Source organism: Bacillus sp. AF62, from assembly GCF_050312695.1.
GTDB classification, from domain to species: Bacteria; Bacillota; Bacilli; order Bacillales; family Bacillaceae_G; genus Bacillus_A; species Bacillus_A cereus.
Genome location: NZ_JBNPJZ010000009.1, coordinates 21,279 through 39,704 on the forward strand (window position 1 = coordinate 21,279; position 18,426 = coordinate 39,704).

The following is an 18,426-nucleotide window of genomic DNA, read 5'->3' on the forward strand; positions in this document are numbered from 1 at the left end:
GGAATGAGGATATGTCAAAAGAGATAGCAAAAAAACGTATAGAAGAACTGCGTGATTTGTTAAATACATTTAATTATCAATATCACGTATTAGACAATCCTTCTGTTTCTGATGCGGAATATGACCGTGATATGCAGGAGCTTATAAAATTAGAAGCAGAGAACCCAGAGTTTATGAGTGAAGATTCTCCCTCCGTTCGCGTTGGGGGAACTATTCTTGATATATTTGAAAAAGTAACACATAAGTCACCAATGTTAAGTTTAGGGAATGCATTTAACGAAGGGGATTTGCGTGATTTCGACAGAAGAGTATGTCAAGGAATTGATGGTGCGAATGTAAGATATATATGTGAATTAAAAATTGACGGGCTTGCCGTTTCGCTTCATTATGAAAAAGGACGCTTCATTCAAGGGGCGACACGTGGTGATGGTGTAACGGGTGAAGATATTACTCAAAATTTAAAAACGATTAAAGCTATCCCACTTCGTTTAAATGAAGAAGTAACGTTAGAAGCACGAGGCGAAGCTTATATGCCGAAGCGTTCATTCGTTAAACTAAATGAAGAAAAAGAGCAAAATGGAGAAGATGTATTTGCGAATCCGCGTAATGCAGCAGCAGGTTCAATACGTCAACTTGATCCGAAAATTGCAGCGAAGCGTAACTTATCTATGTTTGTGTACGGTCTTGCGAATGTAGAAGAAAAAACAATTCCATCGCACAGTGAATCGCTTGATTTCTTAGGTGAACTCGGATTTAAGACAAATCCAAATCGCCGTACATGTGAAACAATCGAAGAGGTTATAGCTTATGTAGAAGAATGGCAAAAAAAACGTCCGCATCTTGATTATGAGATTGATGGAATCGTTATAAAAGTAGATGATGTTGCTCTTCAAGAAAGTCTAGGAACTACAGCGAAGAGTCCACGATGGGCGATTGCTTATAAATTCCCAGCTGAAGAAGTTGTAACGAGACTAACAGGCATTGAATTAAGTGTTGGCCGAACAGGGGTTGTAACGCCGACTGCAGAGCTAGAGCCAGTGAGAGTTGCTGGTACGATTGTTCGCCGTGCTTCTTTACATAACGAAGATTTGATTCGTGAAAAAGACATTCGAATTGGTGACTACGTTGTTGTGAAGAAGGCTGGAGATATTATTCCTGAAGTTGTGAACGTTATTTTTGATAAGCGTACTGGTGAAGAAGAAGAATACCGTATGCCAACGCATTGTCCAGCATGTGAGAGTGAACTTGTTCGTTTAGAAGAAGAAGTAGCACTTCGATGTATAAATCCGACTTGTCCGGCTCAAATTCGAGAGGGATTAATCCATTTCGTTTCAAGAAATGCGATGAATATTGATGGACTTGGAGAACGTGTCATTACACAACTCTTTGATGCAGATTATATTCGTACATTTGCTGATTTATATGCATTGACGAAAGAGCAATTATTACAGTTAGAACGTTTTGGTGAAAAATCAGCAACAAACTTAATACAAGCAATTGAAAATTCTAAAGAAAACTCGTTAGAGCGATTATTATTTGGTCTTGGAATTCGCCACGTTGGAGCGAAAGCAGCACGTACATTTGCAGAGCACTTTGAAACGATGGATGAGCTTGTAAAAGCAACAGAAGAAGAACTAAAAGCAATTAATGAAATTGGCGAAAAAATGGCTCAATCTGTTGTGACATATTTTGATAATGAAGATGTATTAGAATTATTACAGCAGTTTAAAGAGTATGGCGTGAATATGACATACAAAGGTATAAAAATTGCAGATTTACAAAATGTTGAATCTTACTTCGCAGGAAAAACGGTTGTTTTAACAGGTAAGCTAGAAGTTATGGGACGAAGTGAAGCAAAGAAGAAGATTGAGGCATTAGGTGGAAAAGTAACAGGAAGTGTTAGTAAGAGTACGGATTTGGTTGTTGCAGGTGAAGCAGCTGGTTCGAAATTAGCACAAGCGGAGAAACATAATGTTGAGGTTTGGAATGAAGAGAGGTTCTTACAAGAGCTAAATAAGTAAGAGGTGCAAACTTACCATGAAAAAAATAGCATTAGCGATATTAAGCCTGGGCCTACTTGTAAGTGGGTGTAGTGCAGGTGCCGACAAAGATGAAAAAGTGGCTGAGAAATCGGGGAAAGCAAAAGAACAATCAGTTGTTCCAAAATACGCTATTTCGGATGAATATTATAAGACGACTATTCCATTTGATGGTGGAAATGCACGTGGTTTAGTGGTGCAAGGGCTAAATAGTCGTCTTGATATAGATGAATTTGAAACAGGATTAATGCGAATTGCAAAAGAATCATTTAATACGAAAGATAATTTTTTAAAAGGCGGAAGTGCTCTAGATACTCAAGTGATACAGATGCTTGTTAAAAGAAAACGTACAGATGCTGAACAAAAGGAACTAGAGGACAAATTAAAAAAAGATGCAGTTAAATTTCCTAATATAGGATTAAACCCTGCATTAGGAACGGGATCCGAATCACTAGAAGTGAAAAATAAAAAAAATCCAATATATATTTCAAATATTTTAGAGCATGATTATTATGTGAAAAAAGGCGATAACAGCGAGGAACGTGTTGGTATGGTAGTTGGATTAGCAATGAATTCTGTTCAATATTTTAACGAAGAGCATGGTTATCCACGTGAAGCTGCCATCCCGGATGAAAAGATGTTAGCTGAAGGGAAAAAAATGGCGCAAGAAATTTTGAAAGTCATACATCAAAAACAACCTGATACAAAAAATATTCCGATAACATTTGCGATTTATCGCCAAGCTCCAAAGTCTTCGCTCGTACCAGGTAACTTTGTTTCTTATGCAAATGTAGAAAAAGGTAGTGAAACGGTTGAAGATTGGAAACAAATTAATGAGAAATACTATTTGTTCCCATCAGAGCAAGCGAAAACAGATAATAAACGTGAAGATCTTGCAAGAGTATCCAACTTTAAGGCAAAACTAAGCGATTATTTCCAAGGCGACTATACAGCTGTTATTGGTACTGGTATGTATAGAGATGATGAATTAAGAGAAATGAAGCTTGATATTCCTGTCCAGTTTAATGGAAAAGCTGAAATAATTGGTTTTACACAATATGTGGCAGGGCTTGTTATGGAATACTTCCCGAATTATATGAAAGTACAAGTAACGATTAAATCTGTAGAACGCCCAGAAGCTATTATTATACGTGAAGCAAAACAAGATGAACCACTTGTGAAAATTTTAGATTAAATATGAAGGCTGTTCCTCTATGGAACAGCTTTTTTTCTTATGTAATTTTGTTATAATTTAAAATGTTGTAAATAATAGGGGTAAGGGGTAAAGTTCATGGAAGAATTAAGTTTTCAAGTCATTATTTTATTAATTGCATTCGGTTTTTTAGCAGCTTTCATTGATTCCGTTGTTGGAGGAGGAGGGTTAATTTCGCTTCCTGCGCTTATGTTTGTTGGCTTATCGCCGGCTTCAGCAATTGCAACGAATAAATTAGCGGCAACAATGGGGACGTTTACGAGTGCAATGTATTTCATTCGATCAGGAAAAGTTGATTTTAAAATTGTAGGAAAGTTAATCCCGTTAACTATTGTTGGAGCTGTTGCAGGTGCTTTAGTAGTAAAATTTATTCCATCGGATATTTTACGCCCATTAGTACTTGTAATGTTGGTATTTATTGCTATTTATATTATTGCAAAAAAGAATTGGGGAAGTGTGTCTACCTATAAGAAGATGACGCAAAGAAAAACATTAATATTTTTCTTTGTTATTTTAATGATAGGATTTTATGATGGATTTTTTGGACCAGGGACAGGGTCATTTTTAATTTTTGCATTTTTATTAATTGGTTTGGATTTTATTCAAGCGGCAGCATCTGGAAAACTTTTGAACTTTGTTAGTAATATTGTATCTTTAATTACTTTTTTATTTTTAGACATAATTCATTTTGAATACGGTATTATCATGGGATTATCAATGATCTTAGGTGCTTATTTGGGATCGAAGTTTGCGGTTCAAAAAGACGTTGGATATGTAAGGACTTTATTTTTATTGGTTACTATATTATTGATCGGGAAAAATGTTTTGGAATATACTCATATTTTGTAGATTCATACGCATGTATGAATCTCTTTTTTTTATTATATTTTAAAAATTTATTAATTTTTAAAATATAAGTCTAGGAATATTTGAATAAATCTAAATTATCGTGTAGAATAATGTTGTAAAATGTAAACGTTTTTCTAAGGGGAGGCTAAAAAAAATGGTAGTAGCATACAAACATGAGCCATTTACAGATTTTTCAGTGGAGGCTAACAAATTAGCGTTTGAAGAAGGTTTAAAGAAAGTAGAATCTTATCTTGGACAAGACTATCCATTAATTATTGGGGGAGAAAAAATCACTACAGAAGACAAAATTGTTTCTGTAAACCCTGCAAATAAAGAGGAACTTGTTGGTCGTGTTTCAAAAGCAAGCCGTGAGTTAGCTGAAAAAGCAATGCAAGTAGCGGATGAAACATTCCAAACTTGGAGAAAATCAAAGCCAGAAATGCGTGCAGACATTTTATTCCGTGCTGCAGCAATCGTTCGTCGCAGAAAACATGAATTCTCTGCTATTCTTGTAAAAGAAGCAGGTAAGCCATGGAATGAGGCAGATGCTGATACAGCAGAAGCAATCGACTTTATGGAATATTATGGTCGTCAAATGTTAAAATTAAAAGACGGTATTCCAGTAGAAAGCCGTCCAATTGAATATAATCGTTTCTCTTACATTCCATTAGGAGTAGGTGTTATCATTTCTCCTTGGAACTTCCCATTCGCAATTATGGCAGGTATGACAACAGCTGCTTTAGTTTCTGGTAACACAGTATTACTAAAACCAGCTAGTACAACTCCTGTAGTAGCAGCGAAATTTATGGAAGTATTAGAAGAAGCTGGCTTACCAGCTGGCGTAGTAAACTTCGTTCCAGGTAATGGTTCTGAAGTTGGTGACTACTTAGTAGATCATCCTCGTACACGTTTCGTAAGCTTCACGGGATCTCGTGATGTAGGTATCCGTATCTATGAGCGTGCAGCGAAAGTAAACCCAGGCCAAATTTGGTTAAAACGCGTTATCGCTGAAATGGGTGGTAAAGATACAATCGTTGTTGATAAAGAAGCAGATCTTGAATTAGCAGCTAAGTCTATCGTTGCATCAGCATTCGGATTCTCAGGACAAAAATGTTCTGCATGTTCTCGTGCAGTAATCCACGAAGATGTATACGATCACGTATTAAATCGTGCTGTTGAATTAACAAAAGAATTAACAGTTGCTAACCCAGCAGTATTAGGTACAAACATGGGTCCTGTTAATGACCAAGCTGCATTCGATAAAGTAATGAGCTATGTTGCAATTGGTAAAGAAGAAGGTAGAATCTTAGCAGGTGGCGAAGGAGACGATTCTAAAGGCTGGTTCATCCAACCAACAATCGTTGCTGATGTTGCAGAAGATGCTCGCTTAATGAAAGAAGAAATCTTCGGACCAGTAGTAGCATTCTGTAAAGCAAAAGACTTCGATCATGCACTTGCAATTGCAAACAATACGGAATATGGTTTAACAGGTGCTGTTATTACTAACAACCGTGACCATATTGAAAAAGCACGTGAAGACTTCCACGTTGGTAACTTATACTTCAACCGTGGATGTACTGGTGCAATCGTAGGTTACCAACCATTCGGTGGCTTTAACATGTCTGGTACAGACTCTAAAGCTGGTGGACCTGATTACTTAGCACTTCACATGCAAGCAAAAACTACTTCTGAAACTTTATAAGAAATAGTAGAGGAGCTCTTCACAAAATGTGAAGAGCTCCTTTTAAAATTGAAACCCCATATATTACCGTCGTTCGAAGAGAATGAGCTAAAACCTATTAATAGCGGGATAAACATGTAAACAGAAATAAAATAATGAGAAAAGTTGACGTATTAGTCATATTTTTTAGTATTCATTTTGAGAATTTCCTGTATAATACAATTTGAAAGAAAATCTATGGTTCGACAAGGAACACTCCTTTCGGTTTTGCTCACTGAAAGGAGTGTTTTTTTATGTAGCTAAAAATTCTTTCGTGCTTATTACATTTGCATATACGCCATTTAAACTAGCTAAAATTGTATTGTGAATATAAACAGCTGGTATAGTAGCGTTCTTAAAAGAAAGGTCTTTTGTAGCACAAGCATCGTGTATAACGGTACATTGAAAACCAAAATCAAATGCAGCCCTTACTGTAGCATCAATACACATATGAGTCATCATCCCGCATACGACGACATGTTCAATGTCTAAACGCTGTAATTGCTCTAGAAGATTAGTTTCTCGGAAGCTATTTGGATAATGTTTGACTATAACTGTTTCTTCTCTAAGTGGACGTACGCTTTCGTGAATATGTACACCTTCTGTATTAGGTAGGAAAAAAGTAGCGTTATCTTTTATAGCTACGTGTTGGATATGAAAAATAGATTCGCTGTTTGTTCTAAAGTGTTGTAATAACTGATTAGCATATTCGCTTGCTTCTACTGGATTACGCAATTCCATCTTTCCATTTGGAAAATAATCGTTTTGAATATCGACGAGTAAAAGAGCTGTTTTCATATATTTATCTGCCTCCGAGTTTCATATTCAAATAAATTTATTCAATTCGTAGAGAGGATTCTCCTGTTTAAAAATATGAGGAAGAAGAATTTTAAATAACCTTGAAAGTTACTATTTTCTCATGAATTTTCATCTGAAAATTTTAATAAAGGAATAATTAATATTTTTCTAAAAAATGTATTGACTCTTATTATTCTGAGTTCTATAATGAGAATTAATTAAATGACAATTAAATCGATACATTCTTATCCAGAGAGGTGGAGGGACTGGCCCTACGATACCTCAGCAACGGGTTTTTTAATACCGTGCTAACTCCAGCAAGCCATATAAAGGCTTGGAAGATGAGAAGTTGTGAACGAGTACATATAAGTGCTCTCCTTCTTATCTTTATGGTTGATAAGAAGGAGAGCACTTTTTATTTTACCTCGAAAGCTCTACTTCAAGTTTTTACAGCATATAGGAGGGGAAAAAATGATTTCTTTTAACAATGTAAGTAAAGTGTATGAATCAGCTGGGCAATCTGTTCATGCGGTGGAGGATGTAACATTATCAGTTGAGAAAGGCGAAATTTTTGGCATTATCGGTTTTAGTGGCGCTGGAAAGAGTACATTATTACGCTTAGTAAATATGTTAGAGAGACCAACGTCAGGAACGATTGCAATAGATGATAAAGATATTACATCATTATCGACGAAAGAATTACGCAAACTAAGACAAAGAATCGGAATGATTTTTCAAAGCTTTAATTTATTTAATTCAAGAACAGTATTTGGGAATATTGCTTATCCATTAAAGTTAGCGAAATTGCCAAAGAACGAGATAAAGGAACGAGTGAATGAACTGCTGAAGTTTGTAGGGTTAGAAGATAAAGCAAACTATTATCCAGAACAGCTATCAGGGGGACAAAAGCAACGTGTTGGTATTGCTAGAGCACTTGCGACATCGCCAGATATTCTTATATGTGATGAGGCAACATCAGCCTTAGATCCAGAAACGACGACAGAAATTCTAAACTTATTAAAGAAAGTAAATCGAGAATACAATTTAACAATCCTTCTTATTACACATGAAATGCATGTTGTGAAAGAAATTTGTCACCGTGTAGCTGTAATGGAGAAGGGAAAAGTTATTGAAGAAGGAAAACTGTTCGATGTTTTCACGCAACCCAAAACAAAGACGACTCAAAACTTTGTACGTTCTGTTATTAATGATCATTTACCAGAAAGTGTTCTAGCGAAAATTCAAAATGGTGGTCAAATTTATCGTCTAACATTTACTGGTGAGGAGACAGGACAGCCGGTACTATCATATATCGCAAAAAACTATAACGTCGATGTAAATGTACTGTACGGAAATATTATTGAACTTCAAAATGTGCTATTTGGAAATCTGCTTGTAGAATTGCAAGGTGAGCAGAGGGAAATTCAAAAAGCATTACAACATCTAAGACTGCAAGTGCAGCTGAAGGAGGTAGAAGCTCATGCGAGTTGATTGGAGTATATTTTGGCCGCGCATACTAGATGCGACGGGGGATACCCTCTTAATGGTAATTGTAACCCTTATATTCGCTACAATTCTGGGTATACCTCTAGGTTTACTTTTATATGTAACGAGAAAAGGAAACTTTTTAGAAAATAAATGGGTCTTTTCTATTCTTAACATCATAATTAATACAATTCGTCCGGTACCATTCATTATCTTTTTAGTAGCTTTAAGTCCACTAACGAGAAGCGTTATTGGAACGACGATTGGAACAGCAGCAGCAATTTTCCCGATGACGTTAGTCGCATCAATTGGTATTGCTAGAATGGTTGAAACAAATCTTGTTTCCGTTCCGAAAGGAGTAATTGAGGCAGCACAAGCAATGGGCGCCTCGCCAATTAGAATCGTTTTTGAAATCCTTGTACCAGAAGCGTTAGCACCATTAATCTTAGGTGTCACATTTATGACAGTTGGTTTAATTGAATTTTCTGCAGTTGCTGGGCTTGTCGGTGGTGGCGGTCTTGGTGACTTGGCAATGACATATGGTTATCAACGTTTTGATACATCAGTTATGTTTGTAACGGTTGTTTTACTTATTATTCTCGTACAGATAGCTCAAAATTTAGGAAACTACTTTGCGAAAGTCTTGTTACGTAGATCATAAAAAGGAAGAGAGGAAAAGAAAATGAAGAAAATTTTAGCATTTGCATTATCAGCGATTGTAGGAGTCTCAGCATTAAGTGGCTGCTCAAGTGGAGACACGGGTGCAGGAGCGAAAGAAAAAGTAGTTCGCGTCGGTGTAACTGGAACGGATGGAGACGCTTGGGAAATTTTGAAGAAAAAAGCTGAAAAAGAAGGGATTAAGATTAAACTGGTGGAGTTCTCTGATTATACAACTCCAAATAAAGCTTTAGCTGATGGAGATATTGAATTAAACTCATTTCAGCATATTGCTTTCTTAGAGCAATTTAAAAAAGAGCATAAGTTAGATATTACAGCTGTTGGTACAACACAAATTGCGCCAATGGGTTTATACTCTGAAAAATATAAGAAGGCAAATGAAATTCCAGATGGTTCAGAAATTGCAATTCCAAACGATCCAACGAACCAAGCACGTGCATTAAAACTTCTTGATGCAGCTGGAGTATTAAAGCTTAAAAAAGATTTTGGCTTATTTGGAGATCCAAGCGGCATTGCTGAAAATCCGAAGAAGTTAAAAATCACGCCGGTTATCGCACAGCAAACACCTCGTGTGTTAAAAGATGTAGCGGCATCAGTTATTAATAACGGTGTTGCTGGTCAAGCTGGATTAGATCCAGCGAAGGATCCTATTTTCTTAGAAGATCCAAAGAATGAAAATGCGAAGCCATATATTAATATTTTTGCAGCTCGTACGAAAGATAAAGATGATCCAACACTGAAAAAAGTAATTGAATTATACCATTCAAAAGAAGTAACAGATGCAATTAAGAAAGAAACAAATGATGGTTCAATTTCAGTAGATCTTTCACTTGAGGAGCTTGAAAAAATCGTAAAATAATCATTGGGTTTAATGGACTAACAGAAGGAACCCCTCCGCTGTTAGTTCGTTCAACATATAAACTTAACAAACAAACCCTAATTCTGTACCTTCCAATTTTGTATAACATAGAATCCAATGTTTGTTAAGTAGAGTGATAGACCAGGAACTTTCCTGGTCTTTTTTTATGAATGAAAGTAGCTAGCGAACAGTAAGGTAATCCAAATTATAATGGGATAAGAAAATAAGCTGAAAAGGATTGTAATTACGAATTGCTTTTGATGAATTAAGTGTTTTTTTGATAAAAAAAAGAAAATAGAAAAGAGAGTAATGAAAAATGCTGATATTACGCCGGGGTTATAGGAGCGATAAATGAAAAACAAAATAATATGTTGAACAGAGTTGAAGAAGATGGCCCCTTGTATAAAAATAATCCAGCATATAGAAGACAAGAAGTTAAGTTGATATAGAAAGACGATAAGTAATACAAAGATTGTTAATACGGAAATGGCAATGAAAAATTGTTGGCTAGTTATAAGGCAGATTGAAAATTGATTAGCAAGATATTGTGGCATTTGGAAAGCTTCTTCAAGGTTATGAATGAAAAATAATAAGGGAATGATCCAGAGTATAGTAGTGGAATGCTTTTTCATCAACTTACATCACTCCAATAAAGTATAGAAAGCCTAAAAAAGGCCCTCTATACAGAGATAGTTATTCAATTATGATATTTTTTAAATTAACTTCATGATGCTCTCGTTCTTTCGGATAAGCAGCTAGCTCCTCTTGCAAAATATTTAATATTTGCTTAGCTGATTGCTGGATTGGATTAGGTAGCTCTTCTAATATATGCATCCCGACTTTTACTTTTGTACGAATTACCCTTCGTAGTAGTTCCTCATGCATGCACTACACCTCCAAACCGAATGTTTAGTATATCTTCTTCAAATTTTGCTCCTTGAATAGAAAGGTGTGTTAACGTTTTTGGCAATGTAATATTTCGTTTCACAGAGCCAGCTCGAATAATTAGCTCATCACCTTTTTGATTTAATGAAAGTTCACTTTTGTTTGAGAAGGGAATAGAAAGAATGAAAATATAATCATCGCCATCTTTTCTTACATATTGTGTGCGGCCGTTAAATTTAACTTCAGTAGGACAATGATCAGTTTTAAATAAAGCATCTCCTACACGCTCTAACATAGGTAAACCAACAACTTCTTGTTCAAACATTGGAGCTTCGTAAATAGGAAGTGGATCAAAACTATTTTGAATTAATGTTTTATATTTCTTTTGCGTATCTTTCCATGCTTGAAAATAAGGATCGGTGACGGTGTTAGGGATGACGCGATTAATCATAATGGCATCTACGTTATAATCGTATAAATTTAAATAAGTAAAGCTACGCTGAGCTTCTTTAATGACCATTTTTTCAGGATTTACAACGATGCGGATACTTGTTACTTCTCGGTTTGATAAAATATCTCTCATTTCTCCGAGCTGTTCAAGTGTATTTGTTAATTCGTCCATAATATCGTCGGTTGGAAGAGGGACACCAAGGAGTGGTTGAGCTACAGGACGAACGACTTTTAAAACTTTTCTTTTAATAGGAAACAATTTTTCCATCCACCAGCCGAGCATGTCTGGAAAGCTTAGCATTGCTAATGTTTCTCCTGTTGGAGCACAATCAATAATGATAACATCATATGTGTTTTGTTTATAATAATCGAGTACGCGAAGTAAGCTAATTAAATCTTCCATACCAGGAAACATCGTTAATTCTTCTGTTGTAATATCATCGGCTGCTTTGGAAGTGAAGAGTAGTGTAATATATTTCTGTAATTTTCCCCATCCTTTTTCCATCTCATAAATCGTATTAATTTCTTGTGCCCACAAATTTTCACGAATTTCTAATGGCTCAGAAGATAGCTTTATACCAAATGAATCTCCTAAACTATGAGCAGGATCTGTACTCATGACTAAAGTTTTTAATCCTTGTTTTGCGCTTTGAATTGCTGTTGCTGCTGAAATGCTAGTTTTTCCTACGCCGCCTTTACCTGTATACAAGATAATTCTCATCATTCATATCCCCTTTGTTTCGAATGTCGACTATTACGAGTGTCGAAGTAAATGATTGAATAAAAACCCAGATAGGGTTTTATTCAATCGGAATGTTTTTCATTTTAGGTGTAGAAACCTTTTCTTCTGTTTTTTGCTGTGAGGTAGCAATGTGATTCATAATCTTTTGGAAGATTTGTAGTAAGAATGCTTTTTCTTCTTCTGACAATGCTTCTGTCACTAAGCTAAAGTAATGGGCTGCATTTTGTTTTACTTCTTGAACGAGCATTACGCCGGTTTCTGTTAACCGAATTAATACAATACGTCGGTCGTTTTCATCACGGTAGCGTTCAATATATCCCTTTTTTACAAGGCGATTTACAACGCCCGTCGTTGTACTCATCGGTATATCAAGAAGGTCAGTAATTTTCGTCATTGTAATATCTGTATTTCGTTCCATCCAAAGTAAACAAAATACTTCTGTTTTGGAAAGTGTTAAATCAAGGCTTACCCATTCTTCAGGATAGAAAAGTTTCTTGGCGTTATCTAGCAGTAAGTCTAAAAAATGTTCATATTGCAACAATTAATTCCACTCCCGTATATTTCGAGGTTCGTAATATTTATTTTTATTTTATGCAGAATAGAAATAAATGTCAATCGTTTTGATTGTTTTTTTCAGATTAGGCAGAAAACTTTCTTTAAAATAGTATTCTTTTATGATAGATTTATAAATATAAAACTAGAATTTACATAAAAATCCATCATGGTAAATATACTTATCTATAATGGGTATACAGCTAACGAGGGGGAGAACGATGAGAAGACGTAATACGCAAGCGTTCACGTTTTTAGCATGGACTTCATTTGTTTGTGCGCTTTCAGGTATGCTAATTGGGATTTATACGTTAGATGAAACGCTTAGTGTAAAAGGATACTATTTAATTGGAACATTATTTTTAACGATGTCTTGTTTTGTATTACAAAAAACAATTCGTGATAATGAAGAAGATAACGAGAGATTTCCGAAAAATAAACCGTTAGATAAAGAGTAAATTGTAAAGAAAGGCATTTGCCTTTCTTTTTTTATGTAAAAATGGCGTAAGTACTCTGTGTTGACTTGCTTGAAGTACTGAAAATTTGGTATCATCAATAGTATTGTAGATTGAACGATATATTATGGAGGTGGCCTAGCCGTGTCAAGAATTTCCGTTGAGAATGTAAAGCACGTAGCACATTTAGCACGTCTTGCAATTACTGATCAAGAAGCAGAAAAATTTCAAAAACAACTAGATGCAATTGTTACATTTGCAGAACAGTTAAATGAATTAGATACAACAGATGTAAAACCAACAACTCATGTATTAACTATGAAAAATGTTATGCGTGAAGATGTACCAGAAAAAGGTTTACCAGTCGAAGAAGTATTAAAAAATGCACCGGATCACAAAGATAATCAAATCCGTGTTCCAGCAGTATTAGAATAGAGGAGGGGAATTTCGATGTCATTATTTGATCATTCAGTATCAGAGTTACATAAGAAGTTAAACAACAAAGAAATTTCCGTTACGGATTTAGTAGAAGAATCTTACAAACGTATTGCGGATGTTGAAGATAACGTAAAAGCTTTTCTTACATTAGATGAAGAAAATGCACGCGCAAAAGCGAAAGAATTAGATGCAAAAATCGGCGCTGAAGATAATGGTTTATTATTCGGTATGCCAATTGGTGTAAAAGATAACATTGTAACTAACGGTCTTCGTACAACTTGTGCGAGCAAAATGTTAGCAAACTTCGATCCAATTTATGATGCGACAGTTGTGCAAAAGCTAAAAGCTGCTGACACAATTACAATCGGTAAATTAAACATGGACGAGTTCGCAATGGGTTCTTCAAATGAAAACTCAGGATTCTACGCTACGAAAAACCCATGGAACTTAGATTACGTTCCAGGCGGATCTAGTGGTGGTTCTGCAGCAGCTGTAGCAGCAGGAGAAGTACTATTCTCTCTAGGTTCTGATACGGGTGGTTCTATCCGTCAGCCAGCTGCATATTGCGGTGTTGTAGGTTTAAAACCAACTTACGGACGCGTATCTCGTTACGGATTAGTAGCATTCGCATCTTCACTTGACCAAATCGGACCGATTACACGTACAGTAGAAGACAATGCATACTTATTACAAGCTATTTCAGGTATTGACCGCATGGATGCAACTTCTGCAAACGTTGAAGTTGGAAACTATTTAGCTGGTTTAACAGGCGATGTTAAAGGTTTACGCATTGCTGTACCGAAAGAATACTTAGGCGAAGGTGTTGGCGAAGAAGCTCGTGAGTCAGTACTAGCTGCTTTAAAAGTATTAGAAGGTATGGGCGCAACTTGGGAGGAAGTATCTCTTCCACACTCTAAATACGCTCTAGCAACGTATTACTTACTATCTTCTTCTGAAGCATCTGCTAACCTTTCACGCTTTGATGGCGTGCGTTACGGTGTTCGTTCTGATAATGTAAATAACTTATTAGATCTTTACAAAAACACACGTAGTGAAGGTTTCGGTGATGAAGTTAAACGTCGTATTATGCTTGGTACATTTGCTCTTAGCTCTGGTTACTATGATGCATATTACAAAAAAGCACAACAAGTACGTACATTAATTAAGAACGATTTTGAAAATGTATTTGCTAACTATGATGTTATTATTGGACCAACAACACCAACTCCGGCATTTAAAGTGGGAGAAAAAGTTGACGATCCAATGACGATGTATGCAAATGACATTTTAACAATCCCAGTAAACTTAGCGGGTGTTCCAGCGATTTCAGTTCCATGTGGATTTGGTGCTAACAACATGCCACTTGGTCTACAAATCATTGGTAAACACTTCGATGAAGCGACAATTTACCGCGTTGCACATGCGTTTGAGCAAGCAACAGACTATCATACAAAAAAAGCAAGTCTGTAAGGAGGCGAGCATAGATGAATTTAGAAACAATTATTGGTTTAGAGGTTCACGTTGAGTTAAAAACAAATTCGAAAATTTTCTCTGCGAGTCCAACAGAATTCGGAGCGGAGCCAAATACACAAACAAGTGTAATTGACTTAGGATACCCAGGGGTACTTCCTACTTTAAATAAAGAAGCAGTTAACTTTGCAATGAAAGCTGCAATGGCATTAAACTGTGAAATCGCAACGGAAACGAAGTTTGACCGTAAAAACTATTTCTATCCAGATAACCCGAAAGCTTACCAAATCTCTCAATTTGATAAGCCAATTGGTGAAAATGGTTGGATTGAAATCGAAGTAGACGGTAAAAAGAAACGTATCGGTATTACACGTCTTCATTTAGAAGAAGATGCTGGTAAATCAACGCATACAGCTGATGGTTCATTAGTAGACTACAACCGTCAAGGTATGCCTTTAATCGAGATCGTATCTGAGCCAGATATGCGTACGCCAGAAGAAGCATATGCATACTTAGAGAAGTTAAAATCAATCATTCAATACACCGGTGTATCTGATTGTAAGATGGAAGAAGGTTCCTTGCGTTGTGATGCGAACATTTCTCTTCGTCCAGTTGGACAAGAAAAGTTCGGTACAAAAGCGGAACTGAAAAACTTAAACTCATTCACTTACGTACAAAAAGGTCTTGAGCATGAGCAAGTGCGCCAAGAAAAAGAATTGTTATCTGGTGGCATCATCCAACAAGAAACACGTCGTTATGATGAAGCAACGAAGAAAACAATCTTAATGCGTGTGAAAGAAGGATCTGACGATTACCGTTACTTCCCAGAGCCAGACTTAGTTGAACTTTACATCGATGATGAGTGGAAAGAAGCAGTTCGAGCTTCTATTCCAGAACTTCCAGATGCACGTAAAGCTCGCTACGTTGCAGAACTAGGCTTACCAGCTTATGATGCACACGTGTTAACATTAACGAAAGAGATGTCTGATTTCTTTGAAGCAACTGTTGCAGACGGTGCTGATGCGAAATTAACATCGAACTGGTTAATGGGTGAAGTACTTGCATACTTAAACAAACAACAAAAAGAATTAAAAGACGTTGCATTAACGCCTGCTGGTTTATCTAAAATGGTTCAATTAATTGAAAAAGGTACAATTTCTTCTAAAATCGCGAAGAAAGTATTTAATGAATTAATTGAAAAAGGTGGAGACCCAGAAGAAATCGTAAAAGCGAAAGGTCTTGTTCAAATTTCTGACGAGGGTACACTTCGTAAAGTTGTAACAGAAATTCTTGATAATAATGAGCAATCTATCGAAGACTTTAAAAACGGTAAAGACCGTGCAATTGGCTTCTTAGTTGGTCAAATTATGAAAGCTACAAAAGGACAAGCAAATCCACCGCTTGTTAACAAAATCTTACTTGAAGAGATTAATAAGCGATAATAGTAGTGACTTTTAAAGATTAAGCAGAAAAACACCCGTACATGGGTGTTTTTCTAGGTTAATCAAACGTTTGTTTAAATGAGACAAAATCGTTTAAACAAACGTTTGATTAACTGTCAAAAGTGGAAAAATGTTTGTATAGCAACTATGGTATGATAGTTGCAAAAAGGTGGGAATAATGATAAATCTAAACATAGAGGTTTTTTTCATCTCATGAAATAATAGATAGTTATTATTCGTTATATGTAAATTTTTATGGAAGAATGGATAGAAATAAAGTGAAACTTTAATCAGTAGGAGGTTCATCCAACACTGATTATTAGCCCTCACCAATCGGGCATTTACTGCCTGCAAATAGCGGGATAAATTTTTGGGTCAAATAAAAAAACCATTGAAATGAATATTTACTTTTGATGGACTACACGAATCGGGTTCTTACTGCCTGTTTGAGCGGGATAAAAGAAGGATAGCAAGATGAGAGGAGGTAGGCATGGGAATACTGAATAGAAGTTCAGTATGTTCTTTTTCGATACATAAAGAAATTTCCTGTGCTAATAAATGATGAAGCGAGCAAGAATTATTTATAATCCTACTTCTGGGCGTGAGCTATTTAAGAAGAGCTTACCAGAAGTATTACAAAAATTAGAACAAGCTGGCTATGAGACATCTTGTCATGCGACAACGGGTCCTGGAGACGCTACTGTGGCGGCGAGGAAAGCTGCGGATCGTAAGTTTGATGTTGTTATTGCGGCTGGTGGCGACGGTACGTTAAATGAAGTAGTAAACGGTTTAGTTGGGCATGAATTCCGTCCGAAATTTGGAATTATTCCAGTTGGAACGACAAATGACTTTGCACGTGCGATTGGTGTACCTCGTTCTATTGAAGAGGCAGCAGATATTATTTGCGAAGGAAAAACAGTGCCATTAGACCTTGGTAGAGCGAACGATACATATTTTATTAACATCGCTGGTGGCGGTCGTATTACAGAATTAACATACGAGGTACCGAGTAAGTTAAAGACAGTATTAGGACAACTTGCTTATTACCTAAAAGGTATCGAGATGTTACCATCATTACATCCAACATATGTTGAAATTGAGTATGATGGAAAATTACTACAAGAAGAAATTACAATGTTTTTAATTACGAATACTCGTTCAGTAGGTGGATTTGAAAAGGTAGCACCGTATGCATCTATTAACGATGGGTTATTTGATCTATTAGTACTGAAAAAAGGTTCTATCGCTGATTTGATTAAAGCAGCAACACAAGCACAACGTGGTGAACATATTAACAATCCAAAAGTGTTATATACACAAGCGAACCGAATTAAAGTACATTCACCAGATAAACTAATGATTAATTTAGATGGTGAGTATGGTGGAGATGCACCGATGGAATTCGAAAATATATATCATTGTTTAGAACTATTTGTTCCTGAACATCAAGAGGATGCCCTGTAAAGGCATCCTTTTTTACTTTGTTAAAATGAATTGTAAATTGGGAGTTAGTTTGATTTTTATGGTATTTTTACAATTCTTTTATTTTACATCCATATTTTATTGATACACTGGAGGAGATAAGAAACGAGAGGTAGGATGCTATGGAGAAGGTAAAAGCAATACTATTTGATAAAGATGGGACATTAATGGATTTTCATTCAATATGGATAAAAGTAGCTGAAGAACTTGTAGCTGAATGTATAAGTTTATATCATTTACCAAGTACAATAGGGCAGACCTTATTAGAAGAGATTGGTGTAGAGGGAGCATTTGTTAATCCGAGGAGTGCAATAGCTGCTGGAACAAGCCTTGATGTAGCGAAGGGGCTTTGTAATTATATTGAGTCTGCTAGAGAAGAAGAGATGCATCATTGGGTAAGTGAGAAGTTATTTTCCCTTATGTATGAGTATCGTTCGCATATGAAAATGACAGCGGATTTACCGAAAGTGTTACAGGCATTAAAAGATAAAGGATTTATATTAGGGGTTGTCACGGCGGATGATTTTGCACCAACAGAATTATTTTTAAAACAATATAAGTTGGAGAACTTTTTTGATTATATTATAGCCTCGGATACATTCCCTGCGCAAAAACCAGATAAAAAGATTATAGAAGTGTTTTGTGAGAAATTTAATTTAGAATCATGTGAGGTTGCGGTTGTTGGAGATACGCCAACGGATTTACATTTAGCTAAAAATGGCGGTGATTGCTATGCAATTGGAGTCCTTTCTGGTACGGGGGATCGTCCAACATTAGAACCACTTGCTGATTTAGTGTTAGATTCTGTTGGGGAGTTTATTTCTCAATCGGGTGAGTTTTTCTGGGAGAAAGAAAAGTCTAATGTGTAA

Annotated in this window: 18 protein-coding genes and 1 riboswitch; of the genes, 13 read left to right on the forward strand and 5 right to left on the reverse strand. The window is 36.0% G+C overall.

Going from position 1 to position 18,426, the window contains the following annotated elements; translation table 11 throughout:
- The first annotated feature begins 11 nt into the window (after window positions 1-11).
- The 4 genes from ligA to pruA all read left to right on the forward strand — a co-directional run bounded on the left by ligA (window position 12) and on the right by pruA (window position 5,803).
- Window positions 12-2,021: an NAD-dependent DNA ligase LigA gene (gene ligA, locus ACQRBL_RS01400; RefSeq protein ID WP_336456784.1), complete on the forward strand. Its 2,010-nt coding sequence runs from the start codon at window positions 12-14 to the stop codon at window positions 2,019-2,021.
- Window positions 2,022-2,037: 16 nt separating this feature from the next.
- The gene (locus tag ACQRBL_RS01405) at window positions 2,038-3,234 is read left to right on the forward strand and encodes a CamS family sex pheromone protein (protein ID WP_000717010.1); all 1,197 of its coding nucleotides are present in this window, start codon (window positions 2,038-2,040) and stop codon (window positions 3,232-3,234) included.
- A gap of 96 nt (window positions 3,235-3,330) precedes the next feature.
- Window positions 3,331-4,101, forward strand: coding sequence for a TSUP family transporter (locus ACQRBL_RS01410; RefSeq protein WP_411996401.1), 771 nt, complete (start codon window positions 3,331-3,333; stop codon window positions 4,099-4,101).
- Between the two features lie 154 nt (window positions 4,102-4,255).
- The gene (gene pruA / locus ACQRBL_RS01415) at window positions 4,256-5,803 is read left to right on the forward strand and encodes an L-glutamate gamma-semialdehyde dehydrogenase (protein WP_000259555.1); all 1,548 of its coding nucleotides are present in this window, start codon (window positions 4,256-4,258) and stop codon (window positions 5,801-5,803) included.
- A gap of 270 nt (window positions 5,804-6,073) precedes the next feature.
- On the opposite strand, the gene ACQRBL_RS01420 is transcribed toward pruA, so the two are convergent.
- On the reverse strand, window positions 6,074-6,619 hold the full coding sequence (locus tag ACQRBL_RS01420) for a cysteine hydrolase family protein (RefSeq protein ID WP_000844913.1): 546 nt from the start codon (window positions 6,617-6,619) through the stop codon (window positions 6,074-6,076).
- Window positions 6,620-6,861: 242 nt separating this feature from the next.
- Window positions 6,862-6,967, forward strand: a riboswitch (SAM riboswitch).
- A gap of 123 nt (window positions 6,968-7,090) precedes the next feature.
- Here ACQRBL_RS01420 and ACQRBL_RS01425 point away from each other — a divergent pair.
- The 3 genes from ACQRBL_RS01425 to ACQRBL_RS01435 are packed head-to-tail and all read left to right on the forward strand — an operon-like array spanning window position 7,091 to window position 9,641.
- Complete coding sequence (locus ACQRBL_RS01425) at window positions 7,091-8,110, forward strand: methionine ABC transporter ATP-binding protein (RefSeq protein WP_000622973.1); 1,020 nt, start codon at window positions 7,091-7,093, stop codon at window positions 8,108-8,110.
- A complete protein-coding gene (locus ACQRBL_RS01430; protein ID WP_001261865.1) occupies window positions 8,100-8,765 on the forward strand; it encodes a methionine ABC transporter permease in 666 nt (221 codons plus the stop codon). Before ACQRBL_RS01425 ends, ACQRBL_RS01430 begins: the two co-directional genes overlap by 11 nt.
- 21 nt (window positions 8,766-8,786) lie before the next feature.
- Complete coding sequence (locus ACQRBL_RS01435; RefSeq protein ID WP_016083725.1) at window positions 8,787-9,641, forward strand: MetQ/NlpA family ABC transporter substrate-binding protein; 855 nt, start codon at window positions 8,787-8,789, stop codon at window positions 9,639-9,641.
- Between the two features lie 164 nt (window positions 9,642-9,805).
- Here ACQRBL_RS01435 and ACQRBL_RS01440 read toward each other — a convergent pair whose 3' ends face one another.
- From ACQRBL_RS01440 to ACQRBL_RS01455, 4 genes are all read right to left on the reverse strand, one after another.
- On the reverse strand, window positions 9,806-10,273 hold the full coding sequence (locus ACQRBL_RS01440; protein WP_142254815.1) for an HXXEE domain-containing protein: 468 nt from the start codon (window positions 10,271-10,273) through the stop codon (window positions 9,806-9,808).
- Between the two features lie 61 nt (window positions 10,274-10,334).
- Entirely contained in the window at window positions 10,335-10,526 is a 192-nt protein-coding gene (locus ACQRBL_RS01445) for a DUF3926 domain-containing protein (protein WP_411996402.1), read from the reverse strand.
- Window positions 10,519-11,700, reverse strand: a complete 1,182-nt coding sequence (locus ACQRBL_RS01450; protein WP_002182396.1) for an ArsA family ATPase — start codon at window positions 11,698-11,700, stop codon at window positions 10,519-10,521. Before ACQRBL_RS01450 ends, ACQRBL_RS01445 begins: the two co-directional genes overlap by 8 nt.
- Before the next feature lie 76 nt (window positions 11,701-11,776).
- On the reverse strand, window positions 11,777-12,259 hold the full coding sequence (locus tag ACQRBL_RS01455) for a MarR family winged helix-turn-helix transcriptional regulator (protein ID WP_411996403.1): 483 nt from the start codon (window positions 12,257-12,259) through the stop codon (window positions 11,777-11,779).
- 232 nt (window positions 12,260-12,491) lie between these two features.
- Here ACQRBL_RS01455 and ACQRBL_RS01460 point away from each other — a divergent pair, with 232 nt between their 5' ends.
- From ACQRBL_RS01460 to ACQRBL_RS01485, 6 genes are all read left to right on the forward strand, one after another.
- On the forward strand, window positions 12,492-12,728 hold the full coding sequence (locus tag ACQRBL_RS01460) for a YiaA/YiaB family inner membrane protein (RefSeq protein ID WP_001254393.1): 237 nt from the start codon (window positions 12,492-12,494) through the stop codon (window positions 12,726-12,728).
- 141 nt (window positions 12,729-12,869) lie between these two features.
- On the forward strand, window positions 12,870-13,160 hold the full coding sequence (gene gatC / locus ACQRBL_RS01465) for an Asp-tRNA(Asn)/Glu-tRNA(Gln) amidotransferase subunit GatC (protein ID WP_000086999.1): 291 nt from the start codon (window positions 12,870-12,872) through the stop codon (window positions 13,158-13,160).
- A gap of 15 nt (window positions 13,161-13,175) precedes the next feature.
- Window positions 13,176-14,633 (forward strand): Asp-tRNA(Asn)/Glu-tRNA(Gln) amidotransferase subunit GatA, encoded by a 1,458-nt coding sequence (gene gatA / locus ACQRBL_RS01470; protein WP_000051441.1) that lies wholly within the window; start codon window positions 13,176-13,178, stop codon window positions 14,631-14,633.
- A 14-nt stretch (window positions 14,634-14,647) separates the two neighbouring features.
- Window positions 14,648-16,075 (forward strand): Asp-tRNA(Asn)/Glu-tRNA(Gln) amidotransferase subunit GatB, encoded by a 1,428-nt coding sequence (gene gatB / locus ACQRBL_RS01475; RefSeq protein WP_001047685.1) that lies wholly within the window; start codon window positions 14,648-14,650, stop codon window positions 16,073-16,075.
- Window positions 16,076-16,633: 558 nt separating this feature from the next.
- On the forward strand, window positions 16,634-17,539 hold the full coding sequence (locus ACQRBL_RS01480; RefSeq protein WP_411996404.1) for a diacylglycerol kinase: 906 nt from the start codon (window positions 16,634-16,636) through the stop codon (window positions 17,537-17,539).
- A gap of 140 nt (window positions 17,540-17,679) precedes the next feature.
- Window positions 17,680-18,426 carry an HAD family hydrolase gene (locus ACQRBL_RS01485; protein WP_000416662.1) on the forward strand — a complete coding sequence of 249 codons (747 nt, stop codon included), beginning with the start codon at window positions 17,680-17,682 and terminating at the stop codon, window positions 18,424-18,426.